Consider the following 13,416-nt stretch of genomic DNA (forward strand, 5'->3'; position numbering starts at 1 on the left):
TTAAACTCTTGTTGACCTGGTTAAAAGGCGCCCGATAGTGTGCCCGAAATGTCGTGCATGTTGAACGCCACCCAGTTCCGGGCCGAGTTCCCCTCCCTGGCCGACTCCGTGCACCTGGCGAGCTGCAGCCAGGGCGCACTGTCGTCGCGGCTCGCGTACGCGCTCCAGGAGATCGGCCACTCGCTGCGCGCCGAGGGCGCCCCCTGGGAGACCTGGATGGGGCAGGTCGGCCGGGCCAGGGAACGCTTCGCCCGGCTCATCGGCGCCGAGCCCGGCGAGGTGGCCGTGCTCTCGTGCGCGTCGGAGGCCGCCTTCCAGGCCGCCGCGTCGCTCGACTGGTCGCGCCGCCCCGGCATCGTCACCAACGACCTGGAGTTCCCGTCGATCGCGCACGTGTGGCTGGCCCAGCGCCAGCGCGGCGCCGAGGTGCGGGTGGCCGCCGACACCGGCGAGAACGTGCCGGCCGAGAGCTACGAGCAGGTCATCGACGAGAGCGTCAACCTGGTCTCCGTGCCGCTGCACAGCTACCGCAACGGCGCCCGCCTGCCCGTCGAGGACGTCGTACGGCTGGCGCACGACCGGGGCTCCCGCGTGTTCGTGGACGCCTACCAGGGCGCCGGCGTCGTCCCGATCGACGTCAAGCGGCTCGGCTGCGACTACCTGGCGTCCGGGTCGCTCAAATACCTGCTCGGCCTGCCCGGGATCGCGTTCCTGTACGTCCGGGGCGGCATGGAGCAGCAGCGCGAGCCCGAGCTGACCGGCTGGTTCGGACGTACGCAGCCGTTCGCCTTCGATCCCCGGCTGCTCGACTTCCCCGGCGACGCCCGGCGCTTCGAGACCGGCACGCCGCCCATCCCGTCCGCCTACGCGGCCAACGCCGGGTTCGACCTCATCGAGCGGGTCGATCCGCACGCCGTACAGGAGCATGTGTCCGCCCTGGTCGAGGAGCTGGCCGAGCGGCTGACGGCGGACGGTGAGCGGGTGGTGAGCCCAGCCGGGGCGCGCGGCCCGCAGGTCGCCATCGCCGACGACGACCCGAACGCGCTGGCCGCCAGGCTGGCCGAGCGCCGCATCTGGACGGCGCCGCGCGGCGACCTGCTGCGGCTGTCGTTCCACTACTACAACGACCGGTCCGACGTGGACGCGGCCGTCGAAGCCGTCAGGGCCTGCCGCAGGACCTGACCACCCCCTGGGAAGAGGTCTTCCGTGGACAACGAATCCGGGCTGCAACGCCGGCTGACAGGGCGCCAGCTCACCATGATCGGGCTCGGCGGCGCGATCGGCACCGGGCTGTTCCTCGGCTCCAGCCTGGCGATCTCCCAGGCCGGCCCGGCCACCATCGTGGCCTACGTCATCTGCGCGGGCGTGGCGCTGGTGATCGGCTGGGCGCTGGCCGAGATGGTGGTGGTCCATCCGGAGGCGGGCGCGTTCGGGGTGATCGCCCACCGCTATCTGGGGCCGTGGGCCGGGTTCGTGGTCCGGTGGACGTACTGGACGATCCAGGTCATCGCCATCGGTGGCGAGGTCATCGCGGCCGGGATCTACGTGCAGTTCTGGTGGCCGTCGCTGCCGCTGTGGCTGCCGGTCACCGTCTTCTCGGCCGTCGTGCTGGTCACGAACGCCGCCGCGGTCAAGCTGTTCGGGGAGGTCGAGTACTGGTTCGCGATGATCAAGGTGGTGGCCATCATCGTGTTCATCCTGCTCGGCGTGCTCCTGGTGACCGTCGGCCTGCCCGGCGCGGACGCCACCGGCGTCTCCAACCTCACCGCGCACGGCGGCTTCCTGCCCAACGGGACGAGCGGGCTGTTCCTGGCCATGGTGTTCGTGCTGTTCAGCTACATCGGCACCGAGGCCGTCTCGGTCACCGCCGCCGAGTCGGAGAACCCGGTGCGCGACATCCCGCGCGCCGCCCGCCGCATGGTTACCCGCCTGGCGCTGTTCTACGTGCTCGCCATCGCGATCGTCCTCACCGTGGCGCCGTGGACCACCACCGCCCAGGGCGGCTCGGTCACCGAGAGCCCGTTCGTCCGCGTGTTCTCGGCCGCCGGCATCCCCGCCGCGGCGACCGTCATGAACCTCGTCGTGCTGACCGCCGCCCTGTCCAGCGCCAACACCAACCTCTACCTGACCACCAGGATGATGCACTCGCTGGCCGCCAACCGGTACGCCCCCGCCTGGACCGGCCGCCTCAGCGCCTCCGGCGTGCCGCGCAACGCCCTCGCCCTCTCGGCGCTCGGCCTGGCGCTGGCCGCGATCGTCTCGGCGGCCAGCGAGAGCGGGGCGTATCTCGCGCTGTTCGGGGTGTCGGTGTTCGGGGCGCTGGTGGTGTGGCTGCTGATCCTGGTGACGCACCACGCCTTCCGCCGCACCCGCGCCCGCCAGGGGCTGCCGCCGTCGCCGGTCCGGCTCTGGGGCGCGCCCGCCACCTCAGGGGTGGTGATGCTCTTCCTCGCCGCCGTCCTGGTGTCGACGCTGTTCATCGAGCCGCTGCGGCCGGCGTGGTGGGCCGGGGTGCCGTTCTTCGTGATCATCAGTGTGGTGTACTTCGCCATCTCCCGTCAGAGGGTCGCGCGCGGACGATCGGCGGCGGTGGGCGATGATGATCAGGAAAGAGCAGGAGCCTGACGGGAGTCATTCCATGCAGATCGGCGTCGTCTTCCCCCAGACCGAGCTCGGCGGCGACGCGGGCGCCGTGCGCGCCTACGGGCAGGGGGTCCAGGAGCTCGGCTACCGGCACGTGATGGCCTTCGACCACGTCCTCGGCGCCGACCCGGCGGTCCACCAGGGCTGGGACGGCCCCTACGACGTGCGCACGACCTTCCACGAGCCGATGGTCATGTTCGGCTATCTGGCCGGGGTGACCTCGCTGGAGCTCGTCACCAGCATCATCATCCTGCCCCAGCGGCAGACCGCCCTGGCGGCCAAGCAGGCGGCGGAGGTCGACCTGCTGACCGGCGGCCGGTTCCGGCTGGGCGTGGGGCTGGGCTGGAACCAGGTCGAGTACGAAGCCCTCGGCCAGGACTTCGCCACCCGGGGTAGGCGCATGGAGGAGCAGGTCGAGCTGATGCGCCGGCTGTGGACCGAGCCGTCGGTCACGTTCGAGGGCACCTTCGACCGGGTGACGGGAGCGGGGCTGGCACCCCTGCCCGTGCAGCGGCCGATCCCGGTGTGGTTCGGCGCGCAGTCGCCGGCTGCCTACCGGCGGGCCGGCCGCCTGGCCGACGGGTGGTTCCCGCAGTTCGCCCCCGGCCACGAGCTCGACGAGGCCAAGGCCATGGTCGGGGAGGCCGCCAGGCAGGCCGGACGCGACCCCTCCACGCTCGGCATGGAGGGCCGCGTCAACTGGCGGGGCGGCGAGGACGAGCTGGACGGGCTGGCCCGCGGCTGGAGGGAGGCCGGGGCCACGCACATCGCCGTCAACACCATGCGGGCGGGCCTGCGCTCGGTGGAGCAGCACCTCGCCGCGCTGGAGACCGCCGCCGAGGTCCTCGGCCTGCGCAAGGACTCCTAGGACGTCACGCGGAAGGTGGCGTCGGCGCGTCCCTGCGCGTCGGTGACGGGATCGAGCCTGAGCAGGTAGTCGTAGTGGCGGACGTACCGGTCGGGGTAGTTGTACGACTGGAACGACGCCCATGACGTGGTGGCCAGCCCCGGAACCTGGCGGAAGGTCGCGTCGGCCGCGAAGGCGGCGGTGCCGTCGTCGGGGGCCAGCACGAAGTCGAAGCCGTAGTGGCGCAGGTAGTAGCCGGGGAAGTTCACCGAGGCGAAGGAGACGTGGCCGGAGCTGTTCGCCAGGCCGGGCACCAGCCGGAACTGGGCGTCCTGGGCCGGGCTGACGTTCGCGTCGATGCGTACGTCGAGGTCGGCGTGGCGGACGTAGCGGTCCTGGAAGTTGTACGACTGGATCCGGTTGATCGGCACGGTGGCGCCCCAGCGGCCGAGCACCCGGCTCTCCTCGGCGGCGGTCAGGTTGAGGATGGAGCCGTGGCGCTTGCGGTTGCCGCCCATCCCGTAGTCGGTACGGGTGCGGAAGTTCTGCGTGCTGCCCAGGTTCGTCGAGGTGATGGGCATGTAGCCACGCCCGGTGGCGAACTGGTCGAGCCAGAGCGCCCACTCGTTCCGGCCGTTGAACTGCGCCCACATCGGCCCCTCCACGACGTTGCCGCCGCCGGTGCCGTTGGAGATGCCCATGTGCGACAGGTTCCCGAGGGTCGTCCAGGAGCCGAGGATCGAGTTGGCGGCCTCGATGGTGATGTGGCCGTCCGCCGAGGCCCGGTAGTAGCGGTAGCCGCCGACGCTGGTGGGCACCTCGACGATCTGCGTGTCGATGAGGCCCTGCGTGCCGCCGCGCTCGATGTAGAGCTGCGGGGCGGTGAAGGTGCGGAAGTCGCCGGTGCGGACGTACCAGATGCGGTGCTTGGTGACGCCGTTGCGGGCCGAGTTGGTCGCCCAGTAGAGCACGTAGTCGCCGGTCGCGGGGTTGTAGACGGCCTCGGGCGCCCAGGCGTTGCCGGCGCCGGGGATGCCGCCGGCGACGTTGATCAGCCACGGGGCCGACCAGTTCACCAGGTCGCGTGACTCCCACACGACGAGCGAGGTGCTGCCCCGGTTGGCGGCGTCGCTCCACGACGTGCCGCTCGCGATGCGCAGGTCGGTCGCGACGATCCAGTAGCGGTCGCCGGCGGGGGAGCGGACGAGGGCCGGGTCGCGGACGCCGCGCGTGCCGACCGTGGAGCGCAGGACCAGCTGGCCGTTGTTCAGGTCGGTCCAGCGCAGCCCGTCGTCGCTGTGGGCGAGGTAGATCTGCTCGCCGTTCGCCGACTCCCCGGTGAAGTGCGCCATCAGGTAGCCGGTGAACGGTTCGAGGGCGGCCGCCCGCTTCGGGGCGGTGACGGACAACGACGCGAACAGCAGGCAGGCGGCGGCGAGGACCGCGCTCACCCGTAACCAGGCTCTGGACATTTTCGGACTGCCTTCCGACATCGGCTGTTAGCGCTAACATCTCGGCGCGGAAACACGCGGCACGAAATCGCGGTCAAGGCGGGTGTTCACCTCGGCGTCACCTCAGTGTGATCGCGCACACCAGGTCGGTCAACACCGGAGATCAGGTATCGACAGGCACTCCGGCTACCGGCTCCGCATCGACCCGATCACCGGCGCGCGGCCCGCCTGACGGCGGTGGCATGACACGGGCCCGCGCGGGCAGGGAGAGGCCCATGACAAGGGTGTGGGGACCGTAGTGGCGTTGCTGGGATTGCGGGCACCCGCTCCCGTCTCGGGCGCCGTCGAGCTGGCGACCGGGGTGGCGGGCTGGTTGCTGGGCGGGGGCCGCGAGGCTCGGGACGTGTGGGAACGCCCGGGACGGCTGCACATCGAGACGCACGGCGTGCACGGCCCGGGCGGCGCTCGGGTGGCCCGCCGGGTGGAGCGCGCGCTGGAGCGGCATCCGGGCGTGTTGTGGGCGCGGGTGAACGCCCCGGCGTGCCGGGTGGTGGTGGCCGTGGGCGACCCGCCGCCGCTCCGTCGCGAGCTGGTGGCCCTGGTGGCGCACGCCGAGTCGGCTCCGGCCAGCCTCGAGGAGGAGGTCGCCGAGGAGGAGCTGCACCACCCGGCCGAGGGGCCGGAGCGTACCCGGGTGCTGCCGAACCTGGCGGTCGACTCGGCCGCGCTGGTCCTGTCCGGGCTCACGCGGGTGGCGCCGTGGGCGCCGCTGCCGACCGAGCTGGCGGGCCTGCTCTCGGCCGTCTCGCTGCACCCGCGCCTGCGGGAGCTGGCCGCCGAGCGGCTGCACGGGCAGGAACGGGCGGAGTCGCTGGTGTCCATGGCCGCCGGTCTGGCGCACGCGATGGCGGCGGGCGGTTCCGGCGTGGTGCTGGACGTGGCGCAGCGGATCGGGGAGTGGCGCGAGGCCCGTGCCGACCAGCAGGCGTGGCAGGAGGCCGAGCCGCGGCTGATCCGCGGCCCCGACGACGCGGCGGCCGATCCGGTCGTGGTCGAACGCCCGTGCGCGCTGCCGGACGGGCCGGTGGAGAGGTACCAGCGGCGCATCCTGGCCGCCGGGGCGGCCGCGATGCCGGTGGCCACGCCGCTGGTCGGGTGGCGGCGCGCGGCGGCGGTGGGGCTCGCCACCCTGCCCAAGGCGAGCGAGGCGGGACGGGTGGCGTTCGCCTCTCATCTGGGGCGGGTGCTGGCGCGCAACGGAGCGCTGGTGATGGACCGTTCGGCGCTGCGGCTGCTCGGCCGGGTGGACACGCTCCTGCTGGACGACGCCGTGCTGCGTACGGGGCGCTGGGAGCTGACCGACCTGATCCCGCTGGCCGGTGCGGACGCCGGGGAGGTGGCCGAGGTCGGCTTCGCGTTGTTCGCGCCCGACGGCGACGCGCGGGCCGTGCGCCGCGACGGCGAATGGGTCCTGGGTCCGGTCGAGGACCTGGAGCTGCGCGGCCGTACCGGGGCCCGGCAGCGCAAGCGGCTGGCCGGGACCGGCGCCGAGGTGGTCCTGGGCCTGGCCCGCCGCGGGAGGCTGGAAGCGGTGCTGGCGGCCGAGCAGGAGACGGCCCCCGGCCTGGACGCGGTCGTCGCCGCGGCCCGGCGCGCCCGGCTGCGGATCGTGCTGGCCACCGACGAGCAGCGGCCCGCGCGCGGCGGCCACGCCGACGTCGTGGTGGAACGCCGGCGCGGGCTGTCGGCCGCGGTGCGCGAGATCCAGGCGGCGGGCGGGGCGGTCATGCTGATCTCGGGGGAGCGGCGGGCGCTCGGTGCGGCGGACTGCGGGCTGGGCGTGCACAGGGACGGCGAGGTGCCGCCGTGGGGCGCGCACGTCCTGGTCGGATCGGAGCTGGGCACCGCGGTCCTGCTGGTGGAGGCCGTGGCGGCGGCTCGTTCCGTGGATCGCGACGCGATCGTGCTGTCGCAGGCGGCCACCGGCATCGGCGCGGCCTCGGCCCTGCAGGGCGGGTCGGCGCGGCCGTCGGTACGCAGCCTGCGCGCGGTCAACATCGGCGCCGCGCTGGCCTTCGCCGACGGCGCCTGGCGGGCCCACCACCTGCACACGCAGACACCCGCCCGCGCCGTCGCCCGTACCCCGTGGCACCTGATGCCGGCCGAGGCCGTGCTGCGCCGCCTGGACACCGGCGAAGAGGGGCTGAGCAGCGAGGAGGCGCGGCAGAGGTGGCGGGCGGGCGGTCGTCTGGAGCCGCTGGGCAGCAGCCTGGGCGCGGCGTTCATGGAGGAGCTGGCCAACCCGCTGACTCCCGTCCTGGCCGGCGGGGCGGCGCTGAGCGCGGTCGTCGGCTCGCTGGTGGACGCCGGCCTGGTCGCCGGCATCACCGGGGTCTCCGCGCTGACCGGGGCCGCGCAACGCGTACGCACCGACCGGGCCCTGGCCGACCTGCTGGCCCGCTCGGCCGTCGGGGCCACCGTCCGCCGCGACGGCATCGAGCAGATCGTCACCGCCGAGCAGCTCGTCCCCGGAGACGTGGTGCTGCTGGGCCCGGGCGACGTCGTCCCCGCCGACTGCCGGCTGCTGCGCGCCGACGGGGTGGAGGCCGACGAGTCGTCACTGACCGGGGAGTCGCTGTCGGCGGCCAAGGACGTCGCTCCGGTCATCGCCGCGGAGCTCGCCGATCGCCGGTCGATGTTGTACGAGGGCACGACCCTGGCAGCCGGCCGGGCCGTGGCGGTCGTCGTGGCGACCGGCGCCGACACCGAGGTCGGACGCAGCATGGCCGCCGCCCGCCAGAGCGCCCCGGCCACCGGCGTCGAACAGCACCTGCGCCGCTTCACCCGGCACAGCCTGCCGGTGGCACTGGGTTCGGCCGCGGCCGTGACCGGAGCGGGACTGCTGCACAGCGTGCCGGTGCGCGACAGCCTGAGCGCGGCGGTGAACCTGGCCATCGCCTCGGTGCCCGAGGGCCTGCCGTTCCTGGTCAACGCCGCCCAGCTGTCGGCCGCCCGCCGCCTGGCCGATCTCGGCGCGCTGGTGCGCAACCCGCGTACCATCGAGGCCCTCGGCCGGGTGGACGTGCTGTGCTTCGACAAGACCGGCACCCTCACCGAGGGCCGGCTCGCGGTGCGCGAGGTCCACGACGGCACCCGTGCCCGCCCCGTGCGATCGCTGGACGACTCCTGCCGCACGGTGGTGGCCGCGGCGCTGCGGGCCAGCCCGGACGCCCGCCACCCGGAGGACCTGGCCCATCAGACCGACCGCGCCGTCGTCGAGTGCGCCCGCCGCGCGCGGATCCGGCCGGGCACAGGCGCCCGCGGCTGGCGGAAGACCCTCGCCCTGCCGTTCGAGCCCTCGCGCGGCTTCCACGCCACCCTCGGCCGCGCCGGCGGGCAGGTGCTCCTCAGCGTCAAGGGCGCCCCCGAGGTCGTGCTGTCGCGCTGCGGCCGGCACCGGACCGGCGGGCGGGAACGCGAGATGACCGACGGCGACCACACCGCCCTGACCGAGCTGGCCGAACGGCTCGCCGGGGCCGGTCACCGCGTGCTCGCCGTGGCCGAACGCCGCATGCCCGCCACCCAGGAGGGGGTCGGCGAGGACACCGTCCGCGACCTGACCTTCCTCGGCTTTCTCGCCCTCGCCGACCCGGTACGCACCAGCGCCGCCCCCGCGGCGGCCCGCCTGCACGAGGCGGGCGTGCGTACCGTCATGATCACCGGAGACCACCCCGCCACGGCCGACGCGATCGCGGCCACCGTGCACCCCGGCGCCACCCCCAACCACGTCCTCACCGGAGCGGAGATCGACGAGCTCGACGACGCCGCGCTGGACAAGCGGCTGCCCGAGGTGAACGTCATCGCCCGCTGCAGCCCGGCGCAGAAGGTCCGCATCATCCAGGCCTACCAGCGGCTGGGCAAGGTGGTCGCGATGACCGGCGACGGCGCCAACGACGCCCCGGCCATCCGGCTGGCCGACGTCGGCATCGCGCTCGGCCGCCGCGGCACGCCCGCCGCGCAGGCCGCCGCCGACCTCGTCGTCTCCGACGACCGCCTGGAGACCATCATCGCGGCGCTGGTCGAGGGGCGGGCCATGTGGTCGTCCGTCCGGCACGCCCTGGGCATCCTGCTCGGCGGGAACCTCGGGGAGATCGCCTTCACCGTCCTGGGCACGGCTCTGACCGGGCGGTCCCCGCTGAACGCCCGCCAGCTGCTGCTGGTCAACCTGCTCACCGATCTCGCCCCCGCGCTGGCGATCGCGCTGCGGCCGCCCAGCGAGCACGACGTCGCGCACCTGCTGCGCGAGGGCCCCGACATGTCCCTCGGCGAGGCCCTCACCCAGGAGATGTACAACCGGGCGCTGGCCACCGCGGCGGGAGCGGGCAGCGCGTGGCTGGCCGCCCGGTTCACCGGACGGTCCCGCCGCGCCTCGACCGTGGCGCTGGCCGCGCTGGTCGGCAGCCAGCTGGGCCAGACCCTGCTGACCGGCGGCCTCGACCGCAACGTCCTGGCCGCCGGCCTCGGTTCGGCCGCCCTGCTCACCGCCGTCATCCAGACGCCCTTCGTGAGCGGCTTCTTCGGCTGCACGCCCCTCGGGCCCATCGGCTGGAGCATCGCCCTCAGCAGCGCCACCGCCGGGAGCGTGCTGGGCGCCGCCCTCAGCCGCTGGCCCCTGGACCCGCCTGGTTGGTGGCCCGGCTCCGACTGAGCCGTTCGAAGACGAGCTGGGGGCGATGGACGGCGCGCACGCCGTACACCTCGGAGATCAGCTCGGGGGTGAGGACCTGGCCGGGCGGCCCGCCGGCCAGGATGCGGCCGGCGCTCATGACGTAGAGGCGGTCGCAGAACGCGGCGGCCTGGTTGAGGTCGTGCAGGACGGCCAGGGTGGCGAGGCCCAGCTCGGTGCCCAGCTCGCGGACCAGGTGCAGGATCTCCAGCTGGTGGCGGATGTCCAGGTGGGAGGTGGGCTCGTCGAGCAGGAGCAGGCGGGTCTCCTGCACCAGGGCGCGGGCGACGAGGGCGCGCTGCTTCTCGCCGCCGGACAGGGTGGCGTAGACGCGGTCCGCCGCGCCGGCGAGGCCGACGCGGTCCAGGGCCCGCGCGCACCGCTCCGCGTCCCCCACGGCATCGGGTTTGTACGGCGTGCGCCCCATGAGCACGACCTCCCCGACCGTGAAGTCGAGCTCGGCGGGCGTTTCCTGGGCCACCACGGCGGTTCGCCGGGCGGACTCCCGCCAGGGCAGGCCGTGCACGTCGTCGCCGTCCACCCGGATGAGCCCCGCCGAGGGACGCAGCGCCCGGTAGATCGTCCGCAACAGGGTGGACTTGCCGCAGCCGTTCGGGCCCACCAGGGCGACGAACTCGCCGTCGTCCACCAGCAGGTCGGCCTCGTGGACGATCGGGCGGCCGTCGAGGTGCACGGCGACGCCGTGCAGGTCGAGCCTCATGCGACGGTCACCGCCCGGTCCACCGAGCGGCGGCGCAGCAGCCACAGGAAGAACGGCACGCCGAACAGCGCGGTGACGATGCTGAGCGCCAGCTCCTGCGGCGCGTTGACGACCCGGGCGGCGACGTCCACGAGCTGCAGGAACGCCGCGCCGAGCAGCGCCGTGACCGGGAGCACCCGGCGGTGGTCGGCCCCGACGAGCAGCCGGGCCGCGTGCGGCACGATCAGCCCGACGAACGCGATCGCCCCGCTGGTGGCCACCAGCACGCCGACCAGCAGGGAGGTGAGGACGAAGAGCGTGAGCCGCAGGCGGTGCACGTTCACGCCGAGGGAGACGGCGCTCTCCTCACCGGCGGTGAGCGCGTTGAGCTGACGATGCTGCAGCAGCAGGTAGACCAGGCCCACGGCCAGGACGGCGGCCGGCAGCGGCAGCATGTGCCAGCGGGCCCCGCCGAGGCTGCCCATCAACCAGAACAGCACCTGCTGGGCCGCCCGCCCGCTCTGCGCCTGCTGCAGCACGAAGCTGTAGAGGGCCTGGAAGAGGTAGGCCAGCGCCACCCCGGCCAGCACCAGCCGCGACGGGGTGATCCGGCCCGCCCGCTGGGCCAGCACGTACACCAGTCCCAGAGCCAGGAGCGAGCCGGCGAAGGCGGCGCCCGACAGCGACAGCCCGCCCAGCGCCCCGGCGCCCAGGATCAGCACGAGCACCGCGCCGAAGGACGCGCCGGAGGAGATGCCGAGCAGGAACGGGTCGGCCAGCGGGTTGCGCACCAGCGCCTGCAGCACCGCCCCGACCACCGCCAGCCCGGCCCCGACCAGCAGCGCCAGCAGCGCGCGCGGCAGCCGGAACTCCCAGACGATCTGCTCCTGCACCGGCGTCCAGGTGCGCGGGACCAGGCCGGGCACCAGGCGGTCGGCGACGATGCCCCAGGCCTGCGGCAACCCGATCCGCACCGCGCCGATGCTCACCGCCAGCCACGTCGAGGCGACCACGGCCACGGCGAGGATGACGACGAGCAGCACGAACCGGCCGCCGCGCCGGTGCGCCCCGCCGGTGTCCACCGGCCTGGCCCGCTGAAGTGCGCTGGTCATCGGGTGAACGCGTCGGGGTGCAGGAAGCGGGCGATGTCCTCGATGGCCAGGAGGTTGCGGTAGCCGGGATGCTGGGCCGCCACCGGCACCGCGAGCACCCGCCGGTCCTTGGCCGCGGGGCTGTTCCTGGCGATGGCGAGGGTGTCGGCGGTCTTGGCCCGCACAGTCGGCATCGTCTCGCCCCGAAGCGTGGCGTACTCGCTGACCAGGATGGCGTCGGGATGCGCGGCGCTGACCTGCTCCACGCTGACCTCGGTGTAGTCGCCCTTGACGCCGGCCAGCACGTTCACCCCGCCGGCGGCGGTGATCATCTGGTTGGTGATGCCGGCGCCGCCGTAGGCGTTGACCGGGCCCTTGCCGCCGTCGGTGGCCAGCACCTTGACCGGCGGCCGGCCGGCGACGCGCTCGCGCACGTCGTCCAGCCTGCCGCGCAGGTCGGCGACCAGCCGGTCGGCGCGGTCGGAGACGCCGAAGATCTTGCCGAGGTTCCGCAGGTCGGTGAGGGTGTCGTCGAGGGTGTACTCGAGCGTCTCCTCAGGGCTGCACCAGCCGCCCAGGATGTACACCGGGGAGCCCGCGGCGTCCAGCTCCGCCACGGTGGCGTAGCCGCCGGCGGCGTCGAAGGCGGCCATCGCGTTGTCCAGGACGAAGTCGGCGCCCTGGGCGAGCATGACCTCCTTCTGCGGCAGCATGATCGTCGGCGAGATCTCCGGGATCCGGTCGTACAGCTCCTTCTGGCCGGGCAGGAACGCGCTCTCGGAGAAGTTCGTCCGCCCGGCGACGCGATCCTGCAGGCCGAGGGCGAACAGGGTCTCCAGGGAGGGGTGGTAGCCGGTGACGACCTTGGCGGGCGGCCGGTCGAAGGTGAGGGTGCGCCCGCAGTTGGTGATCGTGACCGGGAAACCTGCCTGTGGCGCCGCGGCGGGACCGGCCTGCCGGGTGGTGGCGGGCGTCTGGCCGCAGGCGGTCAGGATCAGGGCTGCCACCAGGGCCAGGAGCTTTCTCATGAGCCGGCCCCCGCCTTCGGCGGGGTGCTGATGAGCGGCATGGGCAGGGCGATTCGATCAGGAAGCACCTCCCCATTCTGCACATGAGTCGCAATTGCCACAAAATCGCATCAGGGTGGGGTCAGCATCGGCACCAGGAACTGGCGGGCCACCGCGGCCAGCTGCTCGTCGTCGTCGAGGTCGATGATGTGGCTGGGGGTCGCCAGGAAGGAGGCGGAGACCCGGACCATCATCTCGGCCACGAGGTCGGTGTTCAGGTCGGCGGAGACGTGGCCCGCGTGCTGCTCGCGGCGCAGCTGCCCGGCGACGAACTGGCGCACGGTGGCGAGGGTCCGGCCCCCGTCGGCGACCATGGAGGGCACCAGCAGGTCCGGCTCCGCGGAGATCAGGCCGCCGATCAGCGGGTTGCCCCGGATGGCGCGTAACGAGCTCACGAAGCCCAGGACCACGCGGTCGGCCGGGGTGCCCGCCTGCTCTATGTCGATGAGGAACCGGTCGAAGTAGCGGCGGAACTCGCGGCGTACGACGTGTTCGACCAGCGCGTCCTTCGTGGCGAACCGCCGGTAGACCGTGATCCGCGAGACCTTGGCGCGCCGGGCGACGTCCTCCATGGTGGAGCGCCGGATGCCCATCCGGCAGAACTGGTCGTATGCCGCGTCGAGTATGCGGGCGCGGAGCTCGTCGGTGTCGTCGACCTGTTCGACGGCATCAAGGTATGCGCGCTCCAGCAACGACTCCGAGTCCGAAGGCGTCATGAGCCCGGACAGCGCAGATTCCACGATCACCTCCTGCAGTTGATTCTGCCTCATGCCCCGACGGCCGCCGGTGCGGTCTTGTGATGCCCCTCACAGTGTGCTCTCATAATGATGATACACGGAAGCGCTATGTGTTTCATCGTATCAAACAGCGCTTCGTCGCTCCGACGAGGAG

9 protein-coding genes are annotated in these 13,416 nt (G+C 73.4%); 4 read left to right on the forward strand and 5 right to left on the reverse strand.

Annotated features, from left to right (window positions below):
* Positions 1-48 precede the first annotated feature (48 nt).
* Genes AB0J69_RS14970 through AB0J69_RS14980 form a run of 3 tightly spaced genes read left to right on the forward strand, consistent with a single transcriptional unit; the run spans position 49 to position 3,511 of the window.
* A complete protein-coding gene (locus tag AB0J69_RS14970; protein ID WP_364117088.1) occupies positions 49-1,182 on the forward strand; it encodes an aminotransferase class V-fold PLP-dependent enzyme in 1,134 nt (377 codons plus the stop codon).
* Positions 1,183-1,206: 24 nt separating this feature from the next.
* On the forward strand, positions 1,207-2,625 hold the full coding sequence (locus AB0J69_RS14975; protein WP_364117090.1) for an amino acid permease: 1,419 nt from the start codon (positions 1,207-1,209) through the stop codon (positions 2,623-2,625).
* A gap of 13 nt (positions 2,626-2,638) precedes the next feature.
* The gene (locus AB0J69_RS14980; RefSeq protein ID WP_364117092.1) at positions 2,639-3,511 is read left to right on the forward strand and encodes an LLM class F420-dependent oxidoreductase; all 873 of its coding nucleotides are present in this window, start codon (positions 2,639-2,641) and stop codon (positions 3,509-3,511) included.
* On the opposite strand, the gene AB0J69_RS14985 is transcribed toward AB0J69_RS14980, so the two are convergent.
* Positions 3,508-4,941, reverse strand: a complete 1,434-nt coding sequence (locus AB0J69_RS14985; protein ID WP_364117093.1) for a glycoside hydrolase family 43 protein — start codon at positions 4,939-4,941, stop codon at positions 3,508-3,510. The two genes, AB0J69_RS14980 and AB0J69_RS14985, sit on opposite strands and share 4 nt — an antisense overlap.
* A 286-nt stretch (positions 4,942-5,227) precedes the next feature.
* Here AB0J69_RS14985 and AB0J69_RS14990 point away from each other — a divergent pair, with 286 nt between their 5' ends.
* On the forward strand, positions 5,228-9,649 hold the full coding sequence (locus tag AB0J69_RS14990) for a cation-translocating P-type ATPase (protein ID WP_364117095.1): 4,422 nt from the start codon (positions 5,228-5,230) through the stop codon (positions 9,647-9,649).
* Here AB0J69_RS14990 and AB0J69_RS14995 read toward each other — a convergent pair.
* The 4 genes from AB0J69_RS14995 to AB0J69_RS15010 form a co-directional block, all read right to left on the reverse strand.
* Positions 9,600-10,388, reverse strand: coding sequence for an ABC transporter ATP-binding protein (locus AB0J69_RS14995; RefSeq protein WP_364117097.1), 789 nt, complete (start codon positions 10,386-10,388; stop codon positions 9,600-9,602). The genes AB0J69_RS14990 and AB0J69_RS14995 overlap by 50 nt on opposite strands.
* The gene (locus AB0J69_RS15000; protein ID WP_364117099.1) at positions 10,385-11,479 is read right to left on the reverse strand and encodes an iron ABC transporter permease; all 1,095 of its coding nucleotides are present in this window, start codon (positions 11,477-11,479) and stop codon (positions 10,385-10,387) included. Before AB0J69_RS15000 ends, AB0J69_RS14995 begins: the two co-directional genes overlap by 4 nt.
* On the reverse strand, positions 11,476-12,486 hold the full coding sequence (locus AB0J69_RS15005; RefSeq protein ID WP_364117100.1) for an ABC transporter substrate-binding protein: 1,011 nt from the start codon (positions 12,484-12,486) through the stop codon (positions 11,476-11,478). Before AB0J69_RS15005 ends, AB0J69_RS15000 begins: the two co-directional genes overlap by 4 nt.
* Before the next feature lie 110 nt (positions 12,487-12,596).
* Positions 12,597-13,265 carry a helix-turn-helix domain-containing protein gene (locus tag AB0J69_RS15010; RefSeq protein WP_364117102.1) on the reverse strand — a complete coding sequence of 223 codons (669 nt, stop codon included), beginning with the start codon at positions 13,263-13,265 and terminating at the stop codon, positions 12,597-12,599.
* Between the last annotated feature and the right edge of the window lie 151 nt (positions 13,266-13,416).

It is taken from the genome of Nonomuraea sp. NPDC049709 (genome assembly GCF_040674815.1).
In the GTDB taxonomy this organism is placed as follows: domain Bacteria; phylum Actinomycetota; class Actinomycetes; order Streptosporangiales; family Streptosporangiaceae; genus Nonomuraea.